Raw genomic sequence first — 24,857 nt, forward strand, 5'->3', positions numbered from 1 at the left:
CGCTTTTCTAGCTGTCCAGCTCCAGTGGTCTGCTCCCGTTTGAAAATTAACCTTCGGCTTTTGAGGCAAAAAACGCCTCTAAAGCCAAAGAACATTTTTCAAAGGGAGCAAAACGCCCACTTCCGCTTTTCTTTTTGTATTCTTTGTGAATGTCCTATATGCTAATTGGAAAATATTTTATAATAGGCGTAAGGAGGATGAGATGATGAAAATCTTGTTTGTTTGTACGGGTAATACATGCCGCAGTCCGATGGCGGAAGCGGTGATGAGACATAGGGGGAAAGAGCAGTTTGAGGTGAAATCATCGGGTGTGTTTGCGATGGACGGCAGCGATGCGTCATTTCAGGCTAAAGAAGTTCTGAAAGAGAACGATATAAAACATGAGCATGCATCCAGCACGCTGAGAAAAAAAGATATCGACTGGGCTGATTATGTGTTCACGATGACCGCTCATCATAAGTGGGCGATCATGGACCAATATCCGGAAGCTTCGGATAAAGTGTTCACGCTGAAGGAATATGTGCTCGAGGATCCTGAGGACATGGACGTGTCCGATCCGTTCGGGGGCAGCGTCGATATATACAGACATACATACAAGGAGCTGGATTCGCTGATCGGGCAATTGATCGGCAAGCTTAGTAAAGAGTGATTTTGAGGAGAGAAAAGGGATGGGGAAAGAGAGAAGGTATAAGACGGGTCTGAGAAAGAAATTGGTTTTCTTCACGACGATCCTGGCGTTGGTGACGTATTCGACATCGGCATTTTTCATTTATTTTATCAAGCCGGCATTTGCACCGGACATGAATGAATTCTTGTTTACAAGCATGACGCTCGGGATGGGAGTGTTCTGGTCCGGGCTGCTCGCATTCTTCGCGGCGCGGATCATTGTCAAACCGCTTCAGCGACTGGAACAGGCGGCTCTTAAAGCGGCTGAAGGAGATATTGCAGTCGAAGTAGAGGTGCCGAAATCGGATGATGAAATCCGTTCGCTCGGACTTGCGTTCAACCGCATGCTCCACAACCTCCGTGATATGGTGGCGAGCATTGACGAGAATTTCACAAAAACGAATGCCCACGTCGTGGATTTGTCGAAGGCATCAGAAGTCGCATCACATCAGGCGGAATCCATTTCACGCACGATCAGTGAAATTTCAGCGGGCGCAGAAAGCTCGGCAATGTCGATCCAGACAACGGCCGAATCGGTGGAGGATGTCATCGCGATCGCCCAGGAAGTGCAGAATCATTCCAAGTCTTCCGAGCAGCTTTCTAAAAATATGGTCACCGAGCTTCAAGGCAGCAGAGAGGTCATCCATTCGCTTGTGGAAGGGATCACGACGCTTGCGAAAGGGAATGAAGAGTCACTGACGGTCGTCCGCCGTCTTGAAGATAACGCGAAAAAAGTGGAGCAGATCATCCAGCTTGTCGGCGATATCGCGAACCAGACGAACCTTCTCGCGCTGAATGCTTCCATAGAAGCGGCGCGCGCCGGTGAACATGGAAAAGGCTTTGCTGTCGTCGCAGAGGAAGTGCGGAAGCTTGCGGATGAAAGCGGGAAAGCAGTTCAGGGCATTTCCGAGCTGATCAAAAACATCCAGAATGAAGTCGGAAATGTGGTCGGACAGATTTCAAATCAGGTGACGACTGCCAATAAAGAAGCGGATAAAGGATCGAAGACGAATGAAGTCTTCGAGACGATGACGAATACGATTCATGAAGTGGCGGACTCTGTCCAAAAAATCTCAGGACTCGTTGACAGACAGATGGAAAGCATCAGGGAAACGTCCCAGCAGTCACAGGAAGTGGCCGCCATCGCCGAAGAAACCTCCGCTGGAGCGGAAGAAGTATCGGAAGCGACCCGCGAACAGGCGTCTGTCATGGAGAATGTCGAGGAATTGGCACTGAACCTGAAGAAGCAGGCGGAATCGCTGAAGGGCACGATTACTCGTTTTCATTTATAAAAAGATTTGCAGGACGGCACGGGCTTTCGGGTCCGTGCTGTTTTTGCATTGAAAGGCCCGTCCCGCCGCTCGGTGCCGCGGTAAAGGAGTGAGGGACGGGCCTCAAAGACGACTTTTTTCCTAAGGTGAATAACTTTATCTATTCATAAGGGTATGTCAAAATAAAAGGAAACAAACACTAGTCAAAAATGGGGAGTGAAGTTGGATGAAAATCGCAATTGCATCAGATCACGGCGGGGTTCATATTCGTGAAGAAATCAAATCATTATTGGAAGAACTGGGTCTTGAATATGAGGATTTCGGCTGTGAGTGCGGCACTTCAGTGGATTATCCTGATTATGCGGTACCGGTTGCCGAGAAAGTGGCTGCCGGCGAGTTCGACCGCGGCATTTTGATCTGCGGAACAGGCATCGGCATGAGTATTTCCGCCAATAAAGTAAAGGGCATCCGCTGCGCACTTGTCCACGATGTATTCAGTGCGAAAGCGACACGCGAACATAATGACAGCAACATCCTTGCGATGGGCGAACGCGTCATCGGACCGGGGCTTGCCCGTGAAATCGCCAAGACTTGGCTTGGGACGGAATTCGAAGGCGGACGCCACGCCAACCGTATCGGTAAGATCACGTCATACGAAGACAAACACTAGGGAGCGGTTTTCATGGAAATCACTCAATTGCAGGAACAGCTCCGAAGTATCCTGACTGAATTCAATGAAAAGGTCACGCTAAAAAAAGGACAGGTCTTTGTGGTCGGTTGTTCAACCTCGGAAGTCATCGGGGAACGGATCGGGACAGCTGGAACATTCGATGTGGCCGAAATGATTTATGCTGAATTAAAAACGTTCGCCGATTCCGTAGGAGTATCGCTTGCGTTCCAATGCTGTGAGCATTTGAACCGGGCGATCGTCCTTGAGCGTGAAACGGCAGAACGTCTGAGGCTCGATGAAGTGACCGTCATCCCGGCCCGAGCCGCCGGAGGAGCGATGGCGACCCACGCATACCGTTCATTTGATGACCCCGTCATGGTGGAATTCATCAAGGCGGACGCCGGGATCGACATCGGGGACACATTCATCGGGATGCAGCTGAAGCATGTGGCCGTGCCGGTCAGGGTTTCGCAGAAGAGCCTCGGCGGTGCGCATGTGACGCTCGCTAAGACCCGTCCGAAGTTGATCGGCGGGATTAGAGCTGTATATGAATAGGTTTGGAGAGGAGTTCCGTCTTTCGATGCATTAGTGCGTTGGGAGGCGGGCTTTTTTATTGGTTGTGATGGTGTTCGTCTCTGTCTTTGGAAGACATTTATGTGCGGAATCTCCTGATTTATGTGCGGAATTTTCCGGATAAGTGCGAAGTCTCTTGATTTCAGTGCGCTATTTTTTATATAAGTGCGAACTGGCGATTTTTCGACACAGCCGGACTTCAGCCAAAGTGTGATCCTTAATTGAGAACGTCGCCTTCACCAATAAAACCGGAACAGCAGGATTATTTCCCAAATCAACTCTGCCCACTAAACCCCAAAACACGAACAATCCAATTTACCCACACGTTCTTATTTCGCGTTTTGCATAATCATGATAGAATGAAATTGAATGAATCAAGATGGCGCAGCTTAGAATGGGCCGATGAATAAAAGGGGGATATGTATGAGTAAGATTGCCAAGCAAGATCCGGAAATTTATGCAGCGATTCAAGATGAATTAGAGCGTCAACGCACGAAAATCGAGTTAATTGCATCTGAGAATTTTGTCAGTGAAGCCGTTATGGAAGCACAGGGTTCGGTCCTCACGAACAAGTATGCAGAAGGGTACCCAGGTCGTCGCTATTATGGTGGGTGTGAGCATGTCGACGTAGCGGAAAACTTAGCGCGCGACCGCGCAAAAGAGTTATTTGGAGCGGAGCATGTGAACGTGCAGCCTCACTCGGGTGCACAAGCCAATATGGCAGTCTACTTCACAATCCTTGAGCATGGTGACACGGTTCTTGGTATGAACCTTTCACACGGGGGCCACCTCACGCACGGAAGTCCGGTCAACTTCAGCGGGATCCAGTATAACTTCGTAGAGTACGGAGTCGATAAGGAAAGCCATCTGATCAACTATGAAGATGTCCGCCAGAAGGCACTTGAGCACAAGCCAAAGCTGATCGTAGCGGGAGCGAGCGCGTATCCTAGAAAGATTGATTTCGCAAAATTCCGTGAAATCGCGGACGAAGTGGGAGCTTACCTGATGGTCGACATGGCGCATATCGCAGGCCTTGTTGCAGCCGGTCTTCACCAAAATCCGGTCCCTTACGCGGATTTCGTGACCACAACGACACACAAAACACTTCGCGGTCCACGCGGCGGGATGATCCTTTGTAAAGAAGAGTTCGGCAAGAAGATCGATAAGTCTATCTTCCCTGGTCTTCAAGGCGGTCCGTTGATGCACGTCATTTCTGCAAAAGCGGTATCGTTCGGTGAAGCACTGCAGGATTCTTTTAAAGAGTATGCACAGAACATCATCAACAACGCAGCCCGTCTCGGTGAAAGCCTTGGAAAAGAAGGCATCGACCTTGTTTCCGGCGGTTCGGACAACCACCTGTTATTAATCGATCTCCGTTCACTTGGGCTCACTGGTAAAATTGCCGAAAAGGTTCTTGATGATATCGGAATCACGGTCAACAAAAACACCATCCCATTCGATCCGGAAAGCCCATTCGTCACAAGCGGCATCCGCATCGGAACAGCAGCCGTAACGTCCCGAGGTTTTGCTAAGGAAGAAATGGACGAAATCGCGTCCATCATGGCCCTTACCCTCAAAAACCACGAAGACGAAACCAAGCTCGAAGAAGCGCGTAAACGCGTGACGGATTTGACAAGCAAGTTTTCTTTATATCCGGAAAGATAATAAATAGTAGAAACCTCTTCGGAAGACTTGATCTTTTGGAGAGGTTTTTTATGAGGAAAATAGATTGATAGGATAAGGTAATAATGATTCTGGCTGATAACGAAGGTTAATTTGGTGATTTGAAGAATAGGTAATATAAATAAGTAGGTTTTAGTTATCCTTATTTGAAATTCTAAATTATGAATGAGTAGAATCCAGCGGTTGATTGGAGTGGAAGACGAAGACTCCTGCGGGAAAAGAAGCCAATGTGAGACCCCGCAGGAGCGCAGCGACGAGGAGGCTTACAGGCTTCCCGCGGAAAGCGAAGTATTCCACGGAAATCAAAAGCGGTATAAGAAACACTCACTCCTGCCATTTTTAATAAATCACCTACATAAAAATAACGATTTCATTACACCTCCCAACTTTTATTGCCCTCAAAACTTCTTTTATGTACAATAGTCAGAGGTGTAAAACAGTAACTATCTATTTTTCACATAACTCGAAACCAAAAGGAGAGAGTCGAATGGGCAAAGTATACGTATTTGATCATCCATTAATTCAGCATAAGCTGACATTCATCCGTGATAAAAACACAGGGACAAAGGAATTCCGCGAACTTGTCGATGAAGTATCAACACTGATGGCATTCGAAATCACGCGTGAACTTCCGCTTGAAGATATCGAAATCGACACGCCGGTAAGCAAAGCGAATGCAAAGACACTTACAGGTAAAAAATTGGGGATCGTTCCGATTCTGCGTGCAGGTCTTGGCATGGTCGACGGAATCCTCAAATTGATCCCGGCAGCGAAAGTCGGTCACGTAGGATTATACCGTGATCCTGAGACTCTTAAGCCGATCGAATATTACGTAAAACTTCCAAGCGACGTGGAAGAGCGCGACTTCATCCTGGTGGATCCGATGCTTGCAACGGGCGGGTCAGCAGTTGAAGCCATCAACTCCCTGAAAAAACGCGGTGCAAAAAACATCACATTCATGTGCCTTGTGGCATGTCCCGAAGGAGTGGAAGCGATTCAAGCGGAGCACCCGGATGTAGACATCTACATTGCAGCGCTTGATGAGAAGCTGAACGAAAAAGGCTATATCGTCCCTGGACTTGGCGATGCCGGTGACCGTTTATTCGGAACAAAATAAGGAAGGCTGTGTGAAATATGAGTACTCCCATTAAGGTAATGACGATTTTCGGAACAAGACCGGAAGCGATCAAGATGGCTCCGCTCGTTCTTGAATTAAAAAAACACCCGGAAAGCTTTGAAACGATTGTGACCGTTACGGCACAGCACCGTGAAATGCTTGACCAAGTACTTTCTATCTTTGATATCACACCTGATTTTGATTTGAACATCATGAAAGACCGCCAAACGCTGATCGATGTAACAACACGCGGACTTGAGGGCCTTGATAAGATCATGAAGGAAGCGAAGCCTGATATCGTTCTTGTGCACGGTGATACGACTACTACATTCGTTGCAAGTCTTGCAGCATTCTATAACCAGATTTCAGTCGGACACGTCGAAGCGGGTCTTCGTACGTGGAATAAGTACTCTCCATTCCCAGAGGAAATGAACCGTCAGCTGACTGGCGTCATGGCGGACCTTCATTTTGCCCCGACGGATAAATCGGCTCAGAACCTGTTGAATGAAAGAAAGAAAGAAGATGGCATCTTCATCACTGGGAATACAGCAATCGATGCATTGAAAACGACGGTTAAAGACGAGTACAAGCATGAGGTGCTTGAAAAGCTTGGAGACGATCGCCTTGTTCTCTTGACTGCTCACCGCCGTGAAAACCTCGGCCAGCCGATGAGGAACATGTTCCGTGCAATCAAGCGTTTAGTGGAAGAACATGATGATATTCAAGTCGTGTATCCGGTTCACTTGAATCCTGCCGTGCGTGAAGTGGCGGATGAAGTGCTGGGCAACGACAGCCGCATCCACTTGATCGAACCACTGGACGTCATTGATTTCCATAACTTCGCGTCAAGAGCTCACTTGATCCTGACTGATTCAGGCGGGGTACAGGAAGAGGCGCCTTCCCTTGGTGTTCCTGTTCTTGTCCTTCGTGATACGACTGAACGGCCGGAAGGAATCGAAGCCGGCACACTGAAGCTTGCAGGAAACGAAGAAGAAAACATCTACAAGCTGGCAAAAGAGCTGCTGACAGACGAGCAGGCTCACAGCGAAATGTCCAAAGCGACAAATCCATACGGCGATGGACAGGCATCCTACCGAATTGCCCAGGCGATCCGCTACCAATTCGGCCAGCTGGATGAGCGTCCGAAATCGTTTAAGCCGGAGTAATCCATCTGAAAGCCCGTTCCTCATTGCAATTAAGCAGTGGGGGATGGGCTTTGTCTTATTTGCAAGAAAATATAGTAAGGGATTCTTATAAAAAGTTAACTTTCTATCAAATATTTTTAAAAATCCAGCTTGTCTAAAAGATTTTTTGTGTAAAATACAGTTTCATTGGTGTGAACCGGCTTGAACGGGGTGGGTAGGGTGTACTTTAGATATGGTTAGGAGAGCCATCCAACGATATATGATCCATTTCACGATTTTATGATCTTATAAGAATCATTCTAATCTGGGCAAAGCAATCTGAACCCCTGGCAGCGTGACCAGCAGTCGATACAGCGATAAAGGCGTATCAATAGGTATATGGATATATTTACATTAAAATGCAGGGTTTCTCGCGGGTGGCGGTTACTTTATAATGGAAGATGTGCGAAGAAGAGAGTCAAGTTTTTTGCTCAGCTGTGTCTGGGATTAAATTTTACATATAATGTGGTGAACGGTATGTCGTGGGGAACCCGCATTTTTTGTCGGTGTCTGGATCTGCCTGACTGGGCCAGCTCCGCTTTTCCAAGCGGTGTCCAGCTGCAGGGCTTAGAGGCACATGTCATAAGCCAAACCGACCAAGAAGGCAAAGAGCGCCTTCGTGGCCGATTCGTCTTATGCCACCCGCCTCTGAACGAGCCGCCTCCGCATTTCTGGGTGTCCAGCTCCGGCGGCTAGAGACACATGTCATAAGTCAAACCGGACCAGAAGGCAAAGAACGCCTTCCAGCCCGATTCGCCTTATGCCACACGCCTCTGAACGAGCCGCCTCCGCATTTCTGGGTGTCCAGCTCCGGCGGCTAGAGGCACATGTCATAAGTCAAACCGAACATGAAGGCAAAGAACGCCTTCCCATCCGGTTCACCTTATGCCACACGCCTCTGATCAAGCCGCCTCCGCTTTTCGGATAAATGTGTAAAAAATGTGAACTTTCGACATACACGTGGCAAGGTTGTGAACTTTTTAACTTGAACGCATTGACATAGAATATGCCCTATTGTATGCTTACAAAGGATGTAAAATGATAAGGTTTTCACAACTTTCGAAACCTTGTAAACTCTGATTTCCTTCCATTTTACACAGCTTGCCTCACGTTCAAATTTCTTTTTGAATAGGAAGGGTTGAAATGGGTCAAAAAAATCAAAGCCCGTATAAGGCGATGGCGATTTATTCAGCGATTTTGTCGCAGCTTGTCGGCTCCATATTAGTGGGGATTTTTCTGGGCAGGTGGATTGACCAGCAAGCAGACTCTGCACCACTCTTTTTAATCATCGGATTACTTCTCGGGTTAGCGACGGGGATTTATGCGATGCTTCGTACCTTACGACATTTATCTTAGGAGAATATTAAGATATGCCGGAACTCCATCAAATGTTTAATAGACAGCGGAAGTACATAATTTATTTGCTGGCTATTTACGTCCTGGGTTGGGGATTTACCGACCACAAATCAGTATTTTTAGGGTTGACGCTAGGAACGGCTTTGAGCCTGTATATGCACTGGGGCATGACGAAGAGAGTCAGCAAGTTCGGCGAGGCAGTGGTCCAGGGGAAGAAAGTGAGATCCCTCGGAACGACGTCGCGGATGGCTGCAGCGGCCCTTGGCGTGATCATCGTGACCCGCTATCCAGAAATGTTTCATCTCCTAAGTCTAATTATTGGATTAATGACAGCTTATATTGTCATTATGATAGATTATTTTTTCAGCAGTTTCAAAATAAACAAATAGCGGGGAAGAGAGGTGAAGTATTTTGAATCATGAAGCACCTTTAGCCGATTTTATGGGCCTTACGTTCAACCTGGCCAACGTGATGATGATCACGATAGCATCTGCCATTGTGTTTCTCATCGCAGTTATTTCGACACGACGCTTAGCCCTGAAGCCTACCGGGATGCAGAACTTTTTCGAGTGGGTCATGGACTTTGTGAAAGGAATCATCAAGAGCAACATGGACTGGAAAACGGGTGGACGTTTTCATATCCTCGGGCTCACAATCATTATGTATATCTTTGTATCAAACATGCTGGGTCTTCCGTTCTCAGTTGTGTATGATCACGAACTATGGTGGAAATCACCAACAGCCGATCCGGCGGTCACATTGACTCTGGCGGTTATGATCGTGGCGCTGTCCCATTTCTATGGAATCAGGATGAAAGGGTTCGGTGCATACGGTAAGGACACCTTTTTCTCACCTATGTGGTGGCTATTCCCGTTGAAAGTCATTGAGGAGTTTGCAAACACTCTTACATTGGGTCTTCGTCTTTACGGGAACATCTATGCCGGTGAAATCCTGCTGGCACTTATCGCAGGCATGGCCGTTAACGGCGGTATCGGCGGTACAATCGGAGCCATCGCTCCAATGCTTGCTTGGCAAGGGTTCTCGATTTTCATCGGGGCAATCCAGGCTTTCATTTTCTGTATGTTAACGATGGTCTATCTATCTCATAAAGTTAGTCATGACCATTAATATATACCTGTTCATTCCAATGGACAAACATATATAAAAAAATATTTTCTTATAAATTAAGGAGGAACTTTAGAATGAGTCTTATCGCAGCAGCAATCGCAGTTGGTTTAGCAGCACTAGGAGCTGGTATTGGTAACGGTCTTATCGTAGGTCGTACAGTAGAAGGAATTGCACGTCAACCGGAATTAAGAGGTACGCTTCAAACAACAATGTTCATCGGTATCGCACTAGTTGAGGCACTTCCGATCATCGGTGTAGTTATTGCCTTCATCGCTCTTGGAAGCTAATAGAACCGGCTTAATGTTAAATGGCGGAGTTTCGTCTTGACGATTATCTTCGCCATTCCTGTGTACTGAAAATTTTTTTGTAAGTATAGATTGTTCCATTTTATAAAAATAAGATCCGATCGATTCTTGAAGGGAGTGAATCGAGTATGTTAACGAACGCATTCGTTTTAGGTGCAGGCGGCGGACAATTCAACAGTGGGGATATCGTATTCCAGCTGATTATGTTCCTTATCCTTATGGCGCTTCTTAAGAAATTTGCCTGGGGACCGTTAATGGGAATCATGCAGCAGCGTGAAGACCATATCGCCGGTGAAATCACAGCGGCTGAAGCAAGCCGTGAAGAAGCAAACAAGATTCTTGAGGAGCAGCGTCAACTTCTTAAAGAAGCACGCACAGAAGCTCAAGCTATGATCGAGAATTCTAAAAAGCAAGGCGTGGAGCAGCGTGAAGAAATCATCGCTTCTGCCCGCCAGGAAGCTGAACGCTTGAAGGAATCTGCGAAGCGCGAGATCGAAACGCAGAAAGAACAAGCGGTTGCGGCACTTCAGAAACAAGTTGCATCACTATCCGTACTTATTGCTTCTAAGGTCATCGAGAAAGAACTTTCTGCCGACGATCAACAGAAGTTAATCAATGATTATATTCAAGAGGTAGGGGAAGAGCGATGAGCTACTCTACAGTTGCAAAGCGCTATGCGTTAGCTCTTTTCGATATTGCCAAAGAACATAATCAGCTTGAAGCGATCGAAGAGGAGCTGCGTACAGTAAGAGCGGTTTTCTTGGAGAACAGGGAGCTTAACGCTCTTTTCGAGAATCCGAAGTTTACGCTGGCGAAGAAGAAATCCATCATCCAGGAAGCTTTTCAAACGGCTTCTCCGTTTGTCATAAACACTCTGATGATCATGACGGACCGTCACCGTACGGGCGAGATCACAGGTCTTGTTGAGGCATACATCGAATTAACCAATGAAGCACGCGGAATCGCAGATGCGACTGTGTACTCCGTGCGTCCATTGTCAGAAGATGAGAAGTCAGCACTATCATCTTCTTTTGCTAAAAAAGTCGGAAAACAATCATTAAGAATTACCAATGTGACAGACGAAAATTTACTGGGCGGCATCAAGGTTCAAATCGGAACCCGTATTTATGATGGCAGCCTTCAAGGTAAATTGACTCGTCTTGAGCGTGAACTAATTCGTTAACTTTCGTATAAATGAGGGGTGAAATTCATGAGCATCAAGGCGGAAGAAATCAGCGCGCTGATAAAAAAGCAAATTGAAAACTACCAGTCTGAGATGAAAGTAAGCGACGTAGGTACAGTTATCCAAATCGGTGACGGTATCGCTCGTGCTCATGGCCTCGACAATGTCATGGCTGGAGAGCTTGTTGAATTTTCTAACGGTGTCATGGGTATGGCACAGAACTTAGAAGAAAACAACGTCGGTATCATCATTCTCGGACCATTCAGTGACATTCGTGAAGGCGATGAGGTTCGTCGTACTGGACGCATCATGGAAGTTCCAGTAGGAGAAGAACTGGTAGGTCGTGTAGTAAACTCACTTGGACAACCAGTCGACGGGTTAGGCCCGATTGCAACAACTAAAACACGTCCAATTGAAAGCGGAGCACCTGGTGTTATGGATCGTAAATCCGTACACGAGCCGCTTCAAACAGGTATCAAGGCGATCGACGCTCTAGTGCCAATCGGCCGCGGTCAACGTGAATTGATCATCGGAGACCGTCAAACAGGTAAAACATCTGTTGCGATCGACTCCATCTTGAACCAAAAAGATCAAGACATGATCTGTATCTATGTTGCGATCGGACAAAAAGAATCAACTGTACGTAACGCAGTTGAAACATTGCGTAAGCACGGTGCCCTTGATTACACAATCGTTGTAACGGCATCTGCAGCATCACCAGCTCCAATGCTATTCTTGGCACCTTACGCTGGTATCACAATGGGTGAAGAGTTCATGCATAACGGCAAGCACGTTCTTGTTGTTTATGATGATCTTTCCAAGCAGGCTTCTGCTTACCGTGAGCTTTCCCTATTATTACGTCGTCCTCCAGGCCGTGAAGCATTCCCTGGTGACGTATTCTACTTGCACTCCCGTTTACTTGAGCGTGCAGCGAAATTGAGTGATGCAAAAGGCGGCGGTTCCATCACAGCATTGCCATTCGTAGAAACACAAGCAGGAGATATCTCCGCTTATATCCCAACAAACGTTATCTCCATCACAGACGGACAGATCTTCTTGCAGTCTGACCTGTTCTTCTCCGGTGTACGTCCGGCGATCAACGCAGGTTTATCCGTATCACGTGTTGGGGGATCTGCACAGATCAAAGCGATGAAGAAGGTTTCCGGTACACTGCGTCTTGACCTTGCAGCATACCGTGAGCTTGAAGCATTTGCTCAGTTCGGATCAGATCTTGACGCAGCGACACAAGCGAAATTAAATCGTGGTGCGCGTACAGTAGAAGTACTGAAGCAGGATCTTAACAAACCGCTTAAAGTCGAAAAACAAGTCATGATCCTTTATGCATTGACTAAAGGTCATTTAGACGATATTCCAGTAACAGACATTCGTCGTTTCGAAGGTGAATTCCTAAGCTGGCTGGATCACAACCATGCAGAATTGTTAGATCAAATCCGCACGACGAAAGGTCTTCCTGAAGACGAGGCAATGGTTGCAGCGATCTCTGAATTCAAGAAGACATTCATCAAATCCGAGTAAGGATAAGAGGCCATTTTTTTAAAAAACAGGCTTTCGACCACAGGGGTCCGGGCCGCGTGCATTACCGGTTAATGCCGCGCCCCCCTGTGTCTAACAATATGTAAAGGGTGGTGAGAACCAGTGGCATCGTTACGCGATATACAAACTCGTATTACTTCTACCAAAAAGACTAGTCAGATCACAAAAGCAATGGAAATGGTATCTGCTTCCAAATTGAATCGTGCTGAGTCGAATGCGAAATCATTCGTCCCTTACATGAACAAGATCCAGGAAGTGGTCACGTCCGTTGCGGCAGGTAGTCAAGGTGTAAGGAATCCGATGCTAGTCTCCCGCCCCGTTAAAAAGACCGGGTACCTGTTAATCACTTCAGACCGCGGTTTGGCGGGGGCTTATAACAGTAACGTAATCCGTGCTGTAAGCAATCGAATTAAAGAGCGTCACAGCTCGAATGATGAATTTGCCATTATCGCTCTTGGCCGTGTTGGAGCCGACTTTTTCCGTAAAAAAGGCTTTAATGTCATCGAATCCGTCGTTGGTCTTCCGGATCAGCCGAGTTTCGCGGATGTTAAAGACATCGCTAACAAAGCGGTTGGTATGTTCTCTGCAGAGGCATACGATGAACTTTACCTGTTCTACAACCACTATGTAAGTGCCATCCAGCAGGATGTCACGGAGAAAAAAGTTCTTCCATTAACGGATCTTAATACTTCCGGCAAGCTTGTTTCCTATGAATTCGAGCCGTCTCCGGAAGAAATCCTTGAAGTATTGCTTCCTCAATACGCTGAAAGCTTGATTTACGGTGCACTTCTTGACGGTAAAGCAAGTGAGCATGCCGCTCGTATGACAGCGATGAGAAACGCAACAGATAATGCGAAGGAACTCATCAGCAATCTTACACTGAAATACAACCGTGCGCGTCAGGCTGCGATCACTCAGGAAATCACTGAGATCGTCGGCGGGGCAGCTGCACTCGAATAGAACTTCTTCGGTCTGTGATGACCGTCAATTTTTTATAAAGTTTTTGTTAAAAGCCAGTTAGGAGGGAAAGAGATGAACAAAGGACACGTTCTTCAAGTAATGGGTCCAGTTGTTGATGTCAAGTTCGCCAGCGGGCAGCTTCCAGATATCTACAACTCTTTAAAGGTCCAAATTGCAGATAGAGCTGAACTTACATTAGAGGTTGCCCTTCACCTAGGTGATGATTCTGTACGTACGATCGCGATGGCTTCAACGGACGGGTTGCAGCGTGGAGCAGACGTACTCGATACAGGAGCACCAATCTCTGTACCAGTAGGGGATGTAACGTTAGGTCGTGTATTCAACGTCCTTGGTGAATCAATCGATTTAGACGAGCCGCTTACAGAAGGCATCCGTCGCGATCCGATCCACAGACAAGCACCTACATTCGATCAACTTTCCACGGAAGTTGAGATTCTTGAAACGGGTATCAAAGTAGTAGACTTACTTGCTCCTTACATCAAAGGTGGTAAGATCGGTCTATTCGGTGGTGCCGGTGTAGGTAAAACCGTATTAATCCAGGAGCTTATCAACAACATCGCTCAAGAGCACGGCGGTATCTCGGTATTCGCAGGTGTCGGAGAGCGTACGCGTGAAGGTAATGACCTTTACCACGAGATGAGCGACTCCGGAGTTATCAAGAAAACAGCGATGGTATTCGGACAGATGAACGAGCCTCCTGGTGCACGTATGCGTGTTGCCTTGACGGGTCTTACAATGGCTGAGTACTTCCGTGATGAGCAAGGACAGGACGTACTTCTGTTCATCGATAACATCTTCCGTTTCACGCAGGCAGGTTCTGAGGTATCAGCCCTTCTAGGCCGTATGCCATCAGCCGTTGGTTACCAGCCGACACTTGCTACTGAAATGGGTCAATTGCAAGAGCGTATCACGTCTACAAACATCGGTTCCGTTACATCGATCCAAGCGATCTATGTACCTGCCGATGACTACACGGATCCTGCTCCTGCAACAACATTCGCTCACTTAGATGCAACAACGAACCTTGAGCGTAAACTTTCTGAGATGGGTATCTACCCTGCGGTGGATCCACTCGCGTCAACTTCACGTGCGCTTTCTCCTGACATCGTCGGAGAAGAACACTATGATGTGGCACGTAGCGTTCAGCAGACATTGCAGCGTTACAGAGAGCTTCAAGATATCATCGCGATCCTTGGAATGGACGAACTTTCAGATGACGATAAGCTGACGGTTGCACGTGCACGCCGCGTACAATTCTTCTTATCTCAAAACTTCCACGTTGCTGAACAGTTCACAGGTCAAAAAGGATCTTACGTAGAAGTGAAAGACACGGTTAAAGGATTCAAAGATATCCTTGCCGGTAAATACGACCACATTCCTGAAGATGCTTTCCGTCTTGTAGGTCCGATCGAGGACGTACTGAAAGCAGCTAAAGAAATGGGCGTAGAGGTATAATCAGGGACCAGGAGGGAAGAAAATGAAGACATTAAAAGTCAATATTGTCACTCCCGATGGCCCAGTGTACGATTCAGAAGTGGAAATGGTGAGCACAAAAGCTCAAAGCGGTGAGCTTGGAATCTTACCTGGACACATTCCGATGGTTGCTCCACTACAAATCGGTGCTGTACGCCTCAAAAAAGGCGGTAACACTGAGCTTGTAGCTGTCAGCGGAGGATTCCTCGAGGTCCGCCCTGAACAGGTGACAATTCTAGCACAGTCTGCCGAAACGGCAGAAGCTATCGACGTACAACGCGCCAAAGAAGCAAAAGGCCGTGCAGAAAACCGCATGCAGGCACAAAAGGATGACGTAGACTTCCGCCGTGCCGAACTTGCCCTTAAGCGTGCCATGAACAGAATCAACGTTTCCGAACGTAACTTCTAATAATGGAGAAACACCCTTTCCTTTTTGGAGAGGGTGTTTTTTTATTTTGGGATTTGGTTGTGGACTTAAGTGTAGGGCTGGAGACTTGGATTACGGCGATTTTATGGATTTGATAATAAATGTGGCGCTTTTGATAATATATCTCTGTTTTTGATAATATAATTGGATTTTTGATAATAACTTGGTCGTTTTTGATAATATATCGGTCGGCAGGGCGGATGGGGATATGATTATGGCTGGTTGAGAGCTGGAACGGCGGTGTTTTGGATGCAAAATCCCTGAAATGGACAGAAAACAGGACTAATTTTAACAAAATAAGCCGAATATTTGTCGGAAATGACGCGATAATGAAAACCAACGCAGACCTATCATCCCGCCGCGCCCCCGCGGTCCCAAGGAAGGGTCTCCGATCAAAACTTTAAGGCCCGTCCTTTTGCACATTAGTGCACGAAAGGACGGGCCTTACCAAAAGGAATCAAGGCTGATGCACGCTCTGTATATGCTGAAGGTTCAAATAGACCGAGCTGCCTTTTGCGGTGATGAGCTGGATGATGCTGTTTTCGACTTTTTCTATTTTCCCGATTGATTCCGGCTGGAGTCCGAGGTTGAAGACGACGAGGTTCCCGGTCAGTTTTTCAAGCTGGATTTCATAGGTTCTGGCGAGCGACAGCTGGCTCGGGTTTACCGGCAGTTTATCCTTTCCGAGCGCATATGGAGAAAGCGATCCCGAGTAGGGGGTGAGCCATTTCAGGTGCTGCAGGGAGATGTACATCGTTTTATAGACAGGCGAGTAGAAGGTAAAGTAATTGTTCATGATGCTTGTGATGTAGCCGTGAATGGATTGATTGCCCGTCAGGTAGATCTCGATGAAGACCCCTTTGGCAGAGGTGAGGATTTTCCGAAGGGCAAGCTCGTCCTCCTGCTCGAGCTGCGGACCGGTCGTGGGTTCTGCAATATCGAGCTCATCAATCGACACTACTCGAAGTGAACGGATATGGATACTAGATACATAAATATAATCTTCGCCGTTGAAGATGATCAGCACTTCGCTCCCGACATCGATGAGATAGCCGCTGATCTCTTTTTTACCGGTAAGCTCGACGGTCACTGCCTTTCCAATGAATGATGAATATGCTTTTTTCAAGTTTTCTACACTCCTTCCTTATTAAAATAACAGTTCGACCCAGAGATACAGACTCAGCAGGCTGACAATCAGGCCGATCGGCACGACGACGATCGTGACTCTCAGATAACGGGCCCACGAAATTGATATGCCGTTTGTTTTTAAAATGTACATCCAAATCAAGGTTGCAAGCGTTCCGACGGGGGTCAGGAGCGCGCCGATATCACTTCCGATGACGTTCGCAAGGTAAGCGATCTGCAGCGTATGCGGGTCAAGGCCCATTTCGGTGATGGACAGCGTCCCGATCATCACGGCAGGCAGGTTATTAAAGAGGTTGGAGGCCGCGGTCAGGAAGAGCCCCATGATGAGACTTGCATTGAGGGGCTGTCCCATAATCAGGTCCTTGAACTGCGCGACAATGAAATCATTCAGTCCGACATTTTTAAGCCCATAGACGAGTACGTACATATTGAAAGCGAACAACAGGATGTGCCACGGTGTCTTTTTAAAAATATCCACGATTCCCGTTTGTGTTCGGAACCAGCGCACGAGTATAAGGATGGCTGCCCCGGTGAGGCCGATGACTTCGAGCGGGATCCCGAATGGTGTCAGGGCAAAGAATGCTGCACGCGTCAGGACGACGATCGCAAGGCATGCTTTGATCAGCCCCCAATCGACTTCCTTCTCGTTCCCCGTGGAAGAGAGAGGGTGGGTGTAGGAATATTTTTGAGCCTGCGTTTTCCATTTGACCGAGACTTCCAGGATTTTTTTTGGGATGTCTTTTTTAAAATAAACGAAGAGCAGGATGGCAATGACGAAGATCCCGATCATCGATGGGACGAACATCATTTGGATATAGTCCTGCAGGCTGAGCCCGACAATCTTAAGGGCGATCAGGTTTGAGATGTTACTGACGGCAATCGGTGCGCTTGCGGCGGTCGCAATCAAAGCACCCGATAAAAGGTAGGGGATTTTCTGGTGGTTTTTCAGCTTTAAGAGTGACGTGATGTGAATGATGATGGGGGTGGTGATTAGGATGCTGCCATCATTGTTAAAGAACATCGTCATCATGAAGCACAGTAAGATGACGTAAAGATAAAGTCTTCTGCCGGAACCCCGTGACCGGTTGACGATATTGGCGGCGACGATTTTAAAAAAACCGATGCTTTCGAGCACGACCGACATCATGATCGTGGATATAATGGTAAGGGAAGCTCCGCTGACGATGGAGAAGATATTCAGGACATCCGAAAGCGGCACTATGCCGATCAGCAGCACAAGCGCTGCACCGATCGTGGTCGGAACCGTTTCGTTCACGTTGAACGGCCGCCACAGCATGACGATGATGGTGACGGAAAAGATGAGCACCATCAACAGGAATGTGCTATCGTACATGCTGGTTCGCCTCTTTTATATAAGAAGGCAGAGGTGGTGCGTCGACGGGGCGTTCTCCGTACGGTTTGTCCTTTTTCGCTTCAGCAGAAGCAGATATGAAAAATAAATAAAACAAGCTTCCCAATACAATGAAATAGATGGTCATCAACAACATGTATCCTCCTCTCTGATATTCCATGAACAAAGGGTACCCGGCGTCTTTACTCTAAGATGAAAGACTAACGCCGGGATTCAGACTGCTGCCCTTTGTTAACGATTAGAAGCATGAGTGAAGCGTCCTGTCCGCTATTAGAAATCCAAAGCTTCGATTTCGTAATAGTAGCGGTTAAGGTTTCTGTTTTTGCTGGAGTTCTTAGAGTTTTTGGAGTTGCCGCTGTTGTTGTTTGATTTGTTTTCTGAGGAAGATTGATTAGAGTCGCTGCTTTCCCCGCTGTCTTCAGACTTATTTTCTTCTTTCTTCTTCACGGAAACGGCTACGCTTTTCACATGATAAGAAGCAAGGCGGATGACTTCTTCTTTTAAGATAAGCGTGATATAATCACCGTTTGCATCTTCCAGAACACCCTCAATTTTCTCAGGGCCTCCGCGGTTGATGGTCACCCACTGATGCTTAAGTTCCCCAAGCATGGAAGTGAAATCAACGGCGCTGCTCCATACCAGTGACTCAGAGCCCTCACTTTCAAAATCGATGCCCTGTTTTGCATTTTCGGTGATACTCTTCACGTGCTGGGAAGCAATATAAAGAATACCATCCTCTTTCGTCTGAAGGACGAAGTAATCATCACCTGAAGATAACAATAGACCTGTCCGAGCTTCAGGGCCACCACGGTTGATCTTAACGACTTTGCCGACCATACTCGACATTAACACTTTGTTCATACACTATTCCCTCCTGAATATAATAAACATTTACAATACATGTATATGTGTCATACCGTGACAAGGTACTATGAATATAGCCCTTTTTACTAGAGTAATAGGGGCAAAAACCTTGATTTAACAAGGAAATCCTGGAGGTTGTTCACAAACTCACTAGGTAGATGCACCTTAATGCTAGAGAGAAAATGAAGAGTGGGTGAATCTACTAAATCAACCGCCTAAAAATGATAGGGAATGGGGTATATCGACGGAGTTTTACGAATCAGTGTGGTAATTTGGTAAAGGCCCGTCCTTTAGCGCGTTAATTCAGCGTTGAACAGCTTTCGGGGAGGTGACAGAGGCTTCAGTGAAGAGTGTACATATACTAATGAAAGAAAGCGGATTATGCTAAAAAAATAATTTGTCCATACAAAAAAAATTCATATTAACGTAGAAATGATTGTGGTAAAATGGACTATGTGTGTGTAGAATTTTTTATCGATTGGAGAGAAGCACTATGATGGACAGCTTCAGCCAGCAGGCATTAGTCAGCATGCTCGTGCATATATTTGTGTTCGGGGTGACATTCTGGGCACTGCAGGCGATCCAGCTTGATAAACTGCTGAAAAAGAACCGCGTCGCACAGGCAAGACTGCTCTTCATCCTGCTGACGATCGCGATCGGATCATCCGTAAGCCGATTCCTGCTTGATTATTATCTATGGTCACAGCAGCTGCCGGCGTTCTTTCAATAAGGCTATCGTCACCGTTACATACCGATGGATGCCGCATGATAAGAAGATCGAACGGGTGGAACCAAACATCTTACAAAATCAAGACAAAATGTTTACAAAAAATAGGACTTCCTGCATGTTTTCAATAGGGCCTGTTTTGAGTAAGATTAATTTTGTATTTGCATGTTTGTGAAAAAGTTTCAATGTGAATCCGTTTTCATACATAAGCCTGATCACGCCTGCCGGAGGAGTAAAGAATACCGTTTCCCCTCCTATAAAGCGTTCGACGGTTTCAATTGTGAAAAAGGTTCAAACCGCTTGCACACGTAATCATCTGAAAATTCTTCACACGATGCAAGACAACAACGTTGAAAATGTTTTTTATGATTACACCTGTATCCAGCTATTGATTGGAGTGCAAAACGAAGACTCCTGTGGGAAAAGCGAGACAGGTGAGACCCCGGAGGAGCATGAGCGACGAGGAGGCTCACCGGCCGCCCGCGGAAAGCGAAGTTTTGAACGGAAATCAATAGCGGTGTTCGTACTACCCCACAACAAAAAATTGTAAAAAGATGACGACATTTTCGAAGTATGTTCTCCCTGTAGAAGGAAAGACTTTTACCTAAGGGGAGGAATGGAAAATGACACGGTATTTTTACATTTTGTTAATCTTTTTTGTTGGAATAGGTTTCCTGCCTATCATAAATGGGAAGAACACTATCGAAGCCAATCAATTATTGGACATCGAAAAGCTTGATCACGCCATTTCTCAAACGAACGGTGAAGTAAATGAATGGTCTCTATATGCAAGAGAAAATGTAAAAAGCTTCACGAATAAAGGATTTGCCCAATATAGTAAGAATATGCAAGAAACTTTTTCTGATTTCAACTGGTCCACTGAAGAGAAGGCTGAAGAGGTAATTGTTGTGGGATCTCGCAAGACCTCCCACGGGGAAGAAACAATTAAATTGCAGCGTACCCTCGGAAACGGACATTCCATTTCGTACTTTATGTATGAGATCCGTGGAAAACAGGAATCGATGGGAGAAAAGACATCGCAGTATCTAAAAAAACAGTTTATCCCAAACATGGAAATCATTTTTACTTCTAAACCTTTGATTTTCTCTTGTATAAAAGGCGAATTCAATGATAAGCTTGAGAAAGTTTTGTCGAATCAGGCCGTCGAAATGATGTCGATTCTTGACGCAACCGAAACGGAGTCTCTGGAAGAAGAAGACTTCCATTCCGTTTCCGCCTACTCGAAGCAAATGTCACGGTCAATACCAATAAAAAATAACGAAATGAACATACAACTAGGTCTACGGAAAAGCGGAATGGGCACCAAGACAACCTTTGTTCTTGGCACACCCATCCTGACGATTGAATATTAATATAGAGAAATTGGACGCGGAGGGGAATACTCTTGGAAAAAATTATCGTCCGCGGCGGTCAGCGTTTAAGCGGTACTGTGCAAGTTGAAGGAGCAAAGAATGCCGTTTTACCTGTTCTCGCTGCTACATTATTAGCAAGTGAAGGAAAAAGCAAAATTACAAACGTACCACCACTCTCCGATGTATATACGATTAATCAAGTATTACGTCATTTAAATACAGATGTTGAGTTCCATAATGATGAAGTGGTCGTTAATGCATCAAGGGAGTTATTTGTAGAAGCCCCATTCGAATATGTCCGCAAAATGCGTGCATCCGTTCTTGTAATGGGATCGCTTCTTGGACGTACCGGAAAAGCAAGGGTGGCACTGCCAGGCGGATGTGCCATCGGTTCAAGACCAATCGACCAGCACCTTAAAGGCTTCGAAGCAATGGGAGCCAAAGTAAAGGTCGGTAACGGATTCATCGAAGCGGAAGTCGATGGACGATTGAAAGGCGCGAAAGTATACCTGGATTTCCCAAGCGTGGGTGCCACTGAGAACATCATGATGGCAGCAGCCCTGGCTGACGGGACAACGATCCTCGAGAACGTCGCAAAAGAACCTGAAATCGTCGATTTGGCAAACTTCATCAATAAAATGGGTGGAAACGTAGTCGGTGCAGGAACAGGAACGATCCGCATTGAAGGTGTGGAACGCCTTTACGGTGTCGAGCACAGCATCATTCCTGACCGCGTCGAAGCGGGAACATTCATGGTGGCTGCAGCCATCACAAAAGGGGACGTCCTTGTAAAAGGCGCGATTCCTGAGCATTTATCTTCTTTAGTTTCAAAAATGGAAGAGATGGGCGTTACCATCATTGACGAAGACGAAGGTCTGCGTGTAATCGGACCTGACAAGTTGAAGTCCGTCGACATCAAGACGATGCCACACCCTGGTTTCCCGACGGATATGCAGTCACAAATGATGGCCCTTCTTCTAGCAGCGGAAGGTACAAGTGTACTCACCGAGACTGTCTTTGAAAACCGCTTCATGCACGTGGAAGAATTCCGCCGCATGGGAGCTGATATCAAGATCGAAGGCCGCTCTGTCATCATGCAGGGACCTACAGCCCTTCAAGGCGCTGAAGTTGCGGCTACCGATTTACGTGCAGCAGCTGCGCTTTCCATCGCTGGTCTGATCGCTGACGGCTACACTCGTGTAACCGAACTCAAGCACCTCGACCGCGGCTATGTAAACTTCCACCAGAAGCTTGCTGGCCTTGGCGCAGACATCGAGCGCGTAAAAGAAGTCGAAGAAAACGATGCAGCTGTTTCAGAACAGAGCATGTTAAAAGACGCATAATCATAATAGTATAGATAGAAAAGGTAAGCTTTCCTGGTTTGGGGAGCTTGCCTTTTTTGTTTTGAGTGATAGCAGTTTAGCCAAGCCCGTCCTGTTATGAATTTCGATAATAAACCGGTCTGGTCGATTATAACTGGACAAATTCAATTTGAATCGGGTAATCTTCAATCATAACGAACTAATAGTGATAATAGTAAAAATGGTTTCGATAATAAAAAGTTGATTTTCAATAATAAAACTCGAGTTTCCGATAATAAATTGTTAAATATCGATAATATCGCTGGAGAAGGGGCATAACTTATTGCTTCAGCCGGGAACACTTTAATGCAATTTCCTCCATAGAGGGTTTTTTCAAGTCTAAAGACAAGACGATAATAAGATTCCCTATCCTTTTTGATGACAAAAAGCAGTTTTTGAGCGGAAAATGAAGTAAAAAGATTCATTTAAGCAGACATAGACCCAATAAAATCTCCATCCCTCCAAAACAATTTTCAATCATAAAAGCTTGTCCACTACCATACATATGAAAAGGAATGGAGAAGTGTGAAAAGGACACTCTCCTATTTAATCTTTCATTGGAGGCAGCGAACATGACGCATTTAAAACCAGTACTGATCGTCTTCTCAATCTTCATTTGCATCATCTTTATCGTACCCACTCTGCTTGTGCTTCCGTTTTCATCGGACAAAGAAAAGACCAACCTGAATGAGAAACTGGAGGCCGGCCCCGGAATCAGCGAACTCGCCGATTCAGTCGAAGTGGCGGTCTACCGCTCGGGCAAGGAAGTGATTGAAAAGCTGCCGCTTGAGCAGTATGTAGTAGGGGTGCTTGCTGGTGAAATGCCTGCAGATTTTGAAAAGGAAGCACTGAAAGCACAAGCGCTTGCAGCAAGGACATTCATCGTAAATAAAATGATGTCTGGAGACTCGTCCCTTCCTAAAGGAGCGGATGTCACCGATACGATTAACGATCAAGTCTTCAAAAATCCATCCGAACTTGCTAGCCTTTGGGGTGCGGATGCAGAGTGGAAGCTTGAAAAGATATCGGAAGCGGTCCTCGAAACGAAGGGCCAGGTCCTCACATATAACGGGAAGCCGATCTTCGCGGCGTTCTTCTCGACGAGCAATGGTTACACGGAAAACTCAGAAGCCTACTGGCAAAATGAAATCCCATACCTCAGGAGCGTGAAGAGCCCATGGGACGAAAAGTCTCCAGTTTTTACGGATCAAAAAATCGTCCCCATAACGGAATTTGAACAGAAACTCGGTGTGAAACTTCCGGAGGACGGAACGGTCGGCACAATTACCTTGCGTACGGAAGGTAAGCGGGTTGCAAATGTCGATATCAACGGTACGTCATTCACCGGGCGTGAAATAAGGGATAAGCTCGGCCTTAAATCCTCTGACTTCTCCTGGTACCTGAAAGACAGCCACATCGTCATCTCGACCAAAGGCTACGGCCACGGGGTCGGTATGAGCCAGTACGGCGCCAATGGCATGGCGAAGGAAGGGAAGGACTATAAAGAGATCGTGACCCACTATTATAAGGGAGTGGAGATCACGACATCGGAGAAGCTGCTGCAGAAGGTGACGGCCCAGCGGTAGGTGTGGGCGCGCTGGAGTTTGATTTCGTGGTGCCAGGCACAGATGGCGGATTTGTTCCTGGCACAGGAAGCCTGATATGTGCCAGGCACCGGGCAGGGATAGGGATATTAAGCCTGGCATCGAAAGGGTATGTTGAGCCAGGCTCAAATCAATGGTCCTGAACCAGTCTCGATTAACTCCCATGTACCAGGTACACGCCCCAACCAACAAACCAACCAAAACCAAAAAAAGATGGATTCCTCCCTCCCGGGAGAATCCATCTTTTTTTAATTAAAATACCCTTCAACCCTCTTCATATATCTCGTCAGCCCATGCCCCGAATTCCTGAAGTAAGTCCGGTTCACGATCCAGAACAGGGCGGTCACTCCGATCAAGTCCTTTGCAGCATCGATCATCGTCGCCGACCTGTATGGTACGAATGATTGATGGATTTCGTCGACGAACCCATAAAAGATTGCAATCAGTGCGACAGTGAAGTTTATGGTGTAGCCGAGCATGCCATGTGCGAGCAGTGCGAGTACGAATAATCCGTACAGGATCGCGAATTCGATGAGGTGGAGTGATTCCTTGATGAACCGGTCCCATCCGCTGTCAGGAAAGCGGATGACCGTGTCATCGGGGTTGCTGGACATGACCCACACCAGCATCATATATAGAAAAGGCGCAGCTGTAAGGGCGGATTTTAGCAGTGTTTTCACAGTCTATCGTCCTTTCATTTTACGTTAATTGTAAAAAAATACTTCCTCATTGTATCATGTGAAAACGGTTCACCTGACGGCTAAATATTGCAGTTCTATGAAGATTCCCGAAAAAAGTTTGTGATTCTGTACATAATTCATTTCACTTTGTCGAAAGAT

Annotated in this window: 26 protein-coding genes; 21 read left to right on the forward strand and 5 right to left on the reverse strand. The window is 46.6% G+C overall.

Features of this window, described 5'->3' with window-relative positions; genetic code table 11:
• The first annotated feature begins 205 nt into the window (after window positions 1-205).
• The 17 genes from ACKA06_RS13065 to ACKA06_RS13145 all read left to right on the forward strand — a co-directional run bounded on the left by ACKA06_RS13065 (window position 206) and on the right by ACKA06_RS13145 (window position 15,553).
• Window positions 206-649, forward strand: coding sequence for a low molecular weight protein arginine phosphatase (locus tag ACKA06_RS13065; protein WP_336511338.1), 444 nt, complete (start codon window positions 206-208; stop codon window positions 647-649).
• 19 nt (window positions 650-668) lie between these two features.
• Window positions 669-1,958 carry a methyl-accepting chemotaxis protein gene (locus tag ACKA06_RS13070; RefSeq protein WP_032086932.1) on the forward strand — a complete coding sequence of 430 codons (1,290 nt, stop codon included), beginning with the start codon at window positions 669-671 and terminating at the stop codon, window positions 1,956-1,958.
• A gap of 205 nt (window positions 1,959-2,163) precedes the next feature.
• Entirely contained in the window at window positions 2,164-2,607 is a 444-nt protein-coding gene (gene rpiB, locus ACKA06_RS13075) for a ribose 5-phosphate isomerase B (RefSeq protein ID WP_032086931.1), read from the forward strand.
• A gap of 12 nt (window positions 2,608-2,619) precedes the next feature.
• A complete protein-coding gene (locus ACKA06_RS13080) occupies window positions 2,620-3,162 on the forward strand; it encodes a TIGR01440 family protein (RefSeq protein ID WP_058299439.1) in 543 nt (180 codons plus the stop codon).
• Between the two features lie 441 nt (window positions 3,163-3,603).
• Window positions 3,604-4,845 carry a serine hydroxymethyltransferase gene (locus tag ACKA06_RS13085; RefSeq protein ID WP_032086929.1) on the forward strand — a complete coding sequence of 414 codons (1,242 nt, stop codon included), beginning with the start codon at window positions 3,604-3,606 and terminating at the stop codon, window positions 4,843-4,845.
• A gap of 505 nt (window positions 4,846-5,350) precedes the next feature.
• The gene (gene upp / locus ACKA06_RS13090) at window positions 5,351-5,980 is read left to right on the forward strand and encodes a uracil phosphoribosyltransferase (protein ID WP_032086928.1); all 630 of its coding nucleotides are present in this window, start codon (window positions 5,351-5,353) and stop codon (window positions 5,978-5,980) included.
• A gap of 17 nt (window positions 5,981-5,997) precedes the next feature.
• A complete protein-coding gene (gene wecB, locus ACKA06_RS13095) occupies window positions 5,998-7,146 on the forward strand; it encodes a non-hydrolyzing UDP-N-acetylglucosamine 2-epimerase (RefSeq protein WP_198258454.1) in 1,149 nt (382 codons plus the stop codon).
• Between the two features lie 1,161 nt (window positions 7,147-8,307).
• Window positions 8,308-8,520, forward strand: a complete 213-nt coding sequence (locus tag ACKA06_RS13100) for an AtpZ/AtpI family protein (RefSeq protein ID WP_032086926.1) — start codon at window positions 8,308-8,310, stop codon at window positions 8,518-8,520.
• Window positions 8,521-8,534: 14 nt separating this feature from the next.
• On the forward strand, window positions 8,535-8,909 hold the full coding sequence (locus ACKA06_RS13105; protein ID WP_032086925.1) for an ATP synthase subunit I: 375 nt from the start codon (window positions 8,535-8,537) through the stop codon (window positions 8,907-8,909).
• A gap of 22 nt (window positions 8,910-8,931) precedes the next feature.
• Window positions 8,932-9,648 (forward strand): F0F1 ATP synthase subunit A, encoded by a 717-nt coding sequence (gene atpB / locus ACKA06_RS13110; RefSeq protein WP_058299434.1) that lies wholly within the window; start codon window positions 8,932-8,934, stop codon window positions 9,646-9,648.
• A gap of 74 nt (window positions 9,649-9,722) precedes the next feature.
• The gene (gene atpE / locus ACKA06_RS13115) at window positions 9,723-9,935 is read left to right on the forward strand and encodes a F0F1 ATP synthase subunit C (protein ID WP_032086923.1); all 213 of its coding nucleotides are present in this window, start codon (window positions 9,723-9,725) and stop codon (window positions 9,933-9,935) included.
• Between the two features lie 146 nt (window positions 9,936-10,081).
• Entirely contained in the window at window positions 10,082-10,603 is a 522-nt protein-coding gene (locus ACKA06_RS13120) for a F0F1 ATP synthase subunit B (RefSeq protein WP_032086922.1), read from the forward strand.
• Window positions 10,600-11,136 (forward strand): F0F1 ATP synthase subunit delta, encoded by a 537-nt coding sequence (locus ACKA06_RS13125; protein WP_058299433.1) that lies wholly within the window; start codon window positions 10,600-10,602, stop codon window positions 11,134-11,136. Before ACKA06_RS13120 ends, ACKA06_RS13125 begins: the two co-directional genes overlap by 4 nt.
• A gap of 27 nt (window positions 11,137-11,163) precedes the next feature.
• Window positions 11,164-12,672 (forward strand): F0F1 ATP synthase subunit alpha, encoded by a 1,509-nt coding sequence (gene atpA / locus ACKA06_RS13130; RefSeq protein WP_058299432.1) that lies wholly within the window; start codon window positions 11,164-11,166, stop codon window positions 12,670-12,672.
• 120 nt (window positions 12,673-12,792) lie between these two features.
• On the forward strand, window positions 12,793-13,650 hold the full coding sequence (locus tag ACKA06_RS13135) for a F0F1 ATP synthase subunit gamma (protein ID WP_032086919.1): 858 nt from the start codon (window positions 12,793-12,795) through the stop codon (window positions 13,648-13,650).
• A gap of 72 nt (window positions 13,651-13,722) precedes the next feature.
• Window positions 13,723-15,126, forward strand: a complete 1,404-nt coding sequence (atpD, locus tag ACKA06_RS13140; protein WP_411159852.1) for a F0F1 ATP synthase subunit beta — start codon at window positions 13,723-13,725, stop codon at window positions 15,124-15,126.
• Window positions 15,127-15,148: 22 nt separating this feature from the next.
• The gene (locus ACKA06_RS13145; RefSeq protein ID WP_032086917.1) at window positions 15,149-15,553 is read left to right on the forward strand and encodes a F0F1 ATP synthase subunit epsilon; all 405 of its coding nucleotides are present in this window, start codon (window positions 15,149-15,151) and stop codon (window positions 15,551-15,553) included.
• 475 nt (window positions 15,554-16,028) lie between these two features.
• Here the strand turns inward: ACKA06_RS13145 and ACKA06_RS13150 are convergent, their stop codons facing one another.
• The 4 genes from ACKA06_RS13150 to ACKA06_RS13165 form a co-directional block, all read right to left on the reverse strand.
• On the reverse strand, window positions 16,029-16,697 hold the full coding sequence (locus ACKA06_RS13150) for a DUF2642 domain-containing protein (RefSeq protein WP_411159853.1): 669 nt from the start codon (window positions 16,695-16,697) through the stop codon (window positions 16,029-16,031).
• 21 nt (window positions 16,698-16,718) lie between these two features.
• Window positions 16,719-18,071, reverse strand: a complete 1,353-nt coding sequence (locus ACKA06_RS13155) for an arsenic transporter (RefSeq protein ID WP_411159854.1) — start codon at window positions 18,069-18,071, stop codon at window positions 16,719-16,721.
• The gene (locus ACKA06_RS13160) at window positions 18,061-18,222 is read right to left on the reverse strand and encodes a hypothetical protein (protein ID WP_156416152.1); all 162 of its coding nucleotides are present in this window, start codon (window positions 18,220-18,222) and stop codon (window positions 18,061-18,063) included. Before ACKA06_RS13160 ends, ACKA06_RS13155 begins: the two co-directional genes overlap by 11 nt.
• 137 nt (window positions 18,223-18,359) lie before the next feature.
• The gene (locus ACKA06_RS13165) at window positions 18,360-18,950 is read right to left on the reverse strand and encodes a hypothetical protein (RefSeq protein ID WP_052011458.1); all 591 of its coding nucleotides are present in this window, start codon (window positions 18,948-18,950) and stop codon (window positions 18,360-18,362) included.
• A 496-nt stretch (window positions 18,951-19,446) separates the two neighbouring features.
• Here ACKA06_RS13165 and ACKA06_RS13170 point away from each other — a divergent pair, with 496 nt between their 5' ends.
• From ACKA06_RS13170 to spoIID, 4 genes are all read left to right on the forward strand, one after another.
• The gene (locus ACKA06_RS13170) at window positions 19,447-19,683 is read left to right on the forward strand and encodes a DUF1146 family protein (protein WP_032086914.1); all 237 of its coding nucleotides are present in this window, start codon (window positions 19,447-19,449) and stop codon (window positions 19,681-19,683) included.
• Between the two features lie 620 nt (window positions 19,684-20,303).
• Entirely contained in the window at window positions 20,304-21,053 is a 750-nt protein-coding gene (locus ACKA06_RS13175) for a YwmB family TATA-box binding protein (protein ID WP_411159855.1), read from the forward strand.
• A gap of 32 nt (window positions 21,054-21,085) precedes the next feature.
• A complete protein-coding gene (gene murA, locus ACKA06_RS13180; RefSeq protein WP_411159856.1) occupies window positions 21,086-22,396 on the forward strand; it encodes a UDP-N-acetylglucosamine 1-carboxyvinyltransferase in 1,311 nt (436 codons plus the stop codon).
• Between the two features lie 590 nt (window positions 22,397-22,986).
• Window positions 22,987-24,000, forward strand: coding sequence for a stage II sporulation protein D (spoIID, locus tag ACKA06_RS13185; protein ID WP_411159857.1), 1,014 nt, complete (start codon window positions 22,987-22,989; stop codon window positions 23,998-24,000).
• A gap of 266 nt (window positions 24,001-24,266) precedes the next feature.
• Here spoIID and ACKA06_RS13190 read toward each other — a convergent pair whose 3' ends face one another.
• Window positions 24,267-24,698 carry a VanZ family protein gene (locus ACKA06_RS13190; protein WP_318293601.1) on the reverse strand — a complete coding sequence of 144 codons (432 nt, stop codon included), beginning with the start codon at window positions 24,696-24,698 and terminating at the stop codon, window positions 24,267-24,269.
• Window positions 24,699-24,857 lie beyond the last annotated feature (159 nt).

This window comes from Rossellomorea oryzaecorticis, from assembly GCF_045897515.1.
Lineage (GTDB): Bacteria > Bacillota > Bacilli > Bacillales > Bacillaceae_B > Rossellomorea > Rossellomorea enclensis.

What these genes read in the sequence shown, in the direction of transcription:
- ACKA06_RS13065 (WP_336511338.1), top strand. Translation starts at nt 206, where the DNA reads ATGAAAATCTTGTTTGTTTGTACGGGTAATACATGCCGCAGTCCGATG.
- ACKA06_RS13070 (WP_032086932.1), top strand. Translation starts at nt 669, where the DNA reads ATGGGGAAAGAGAGAAGGTATAAGACGGGTCTGAGAAAGAAATTGGTT.
- rpiB (WP_032086931.1), top strand. Translation starts at nt 2,164, where the DNA reads ATGAAAATCGCAATTGCATCAGATCACGGCGGGGTTCATATTCGTGAA.
- ACKA06_RS13080 (WP_058299439.1), top strand. Translation starts at nt 2,620, where the DNA reads ATGGAAATCACTCAATTGCAGGAACAGCTCCGAAGTATCCTGACTGAA.
- ACKA06_RS13085 (WP_032086929.1), top strand. Translation starts at nt 3,604, where the DNA reads ATGAGTAAGATTGCCAAGCAAGATCCGGAAATTTATGCAGCGATTCAA.
- upp (WP_032086928.1), top strand. Translation starts at nt 5,351, where the DNA reads ATGGGCAAAGTATACGTATTTGATCATCCATTAATTCAGCATAAGCTG.
- wecB (WP_198258454.1), top strand. Translation starts at nt 5,998, where the DNA reads ATGAGTACTCCCATTAAGGTAATGACGATTTTCGGAACAAGACCGGAA.
- ACKA06_RS13100 (WP_032086926.1), top strand. Translation starts at nt 8,308, where the DNA reads ATGGGTCAAAAAAATCAAAGCCCGTATAAGGCGATGGCGATTTATTCA.
- ACKA06_RS13105 (WP_032086925.1), top strand. Translation starts at nt 8,535, where the DNA reads ATGCCGGAACTCCATCAAATGTTTAATAGACAGCGGAAGTACATAATT.
- atpE (WP_032086923.1), top strand. Translation starts at nt 9,723, where the DNA reads ATGAGTCTTATCGCAGCAGCAATCGCAGTTGGTTTAGCAGCACTAGGA.
- ACKA06_RS13120 (WP_032086922.1), top strand. Translation starts at nt 10,082, where the DNA reads ATGTTAACGAACGCATTCGTTTTAGGTGCAGGCGGCGGACAATTCAAC.
- ACKA06_RS13125 (WP_058299433.1), top strand. Translation starts at nt 10,600, where the DNA reads ATGAGCTACTCTACAGTTGCAAAGCGCTATGCGTTAGCTCTTTTCGAT.
- atpA (WP_058299432.1), top strand. Translation starts at nt 11,164, where the DNA reads ATGAGCATCAAGGCGGAAGAAATCAGCGCGCTGATAAAAAAGCAAATT.
- atpD (WP_411159852.1), top strand. Translation starts at nt 13,723, where the DNA reads ATGAACAAAGGACACGTTCTTCAAGTAATGGGTCCAGTTGTTGATGTC.
- ACKA06_RS13145 (WP_032086917.1), top strand. Translation starts at nt 15,149, where the DNA reads ATGAAGACATTAAAAGTCAATATTGTCACTCCCGATGGCCCAGTGTAC.
- ACKA06_RS13155 (WP_411159854.1), bottom strand. Translation starts at nt 18,071, where the DNA reads ATGTACGATAGCACATTCCTGTTGATGGTGCTCATCTTTTCCGTCACC.
- ACKA06_RS13165 (WP_052011458.1), bottom strand. Translation starts at nt 18,950, where the DNA reads ATGAACAAAGTGTTAATGTCGAGTATGGTCGGCAAAGTCGTTAAGATC.
- ACKA06_RS13170 (WP_032086914.1), top strand. Translation starts at nt 19,447, where the DNA reads ATGATGGACAGCTTCAGCCAGCAGGCATTAGTCAGCATGCTCGTGCAT.
- ACKA06_RS13175 (WP_411159855.1), top strand. Translation starts at nt 20,304, where the DNA reads ATGACACGGTATTTTTACATTTTGTTAATCTTTTTTGTTGGAATAGGT.
- spoIID (WP_411159857.1), top strand. Translation starts at nt 22,987, where the DNA reads ATGACGCATTTAAAACCAGTACTGATCGTCTTCTCAATCTTCATTTGC.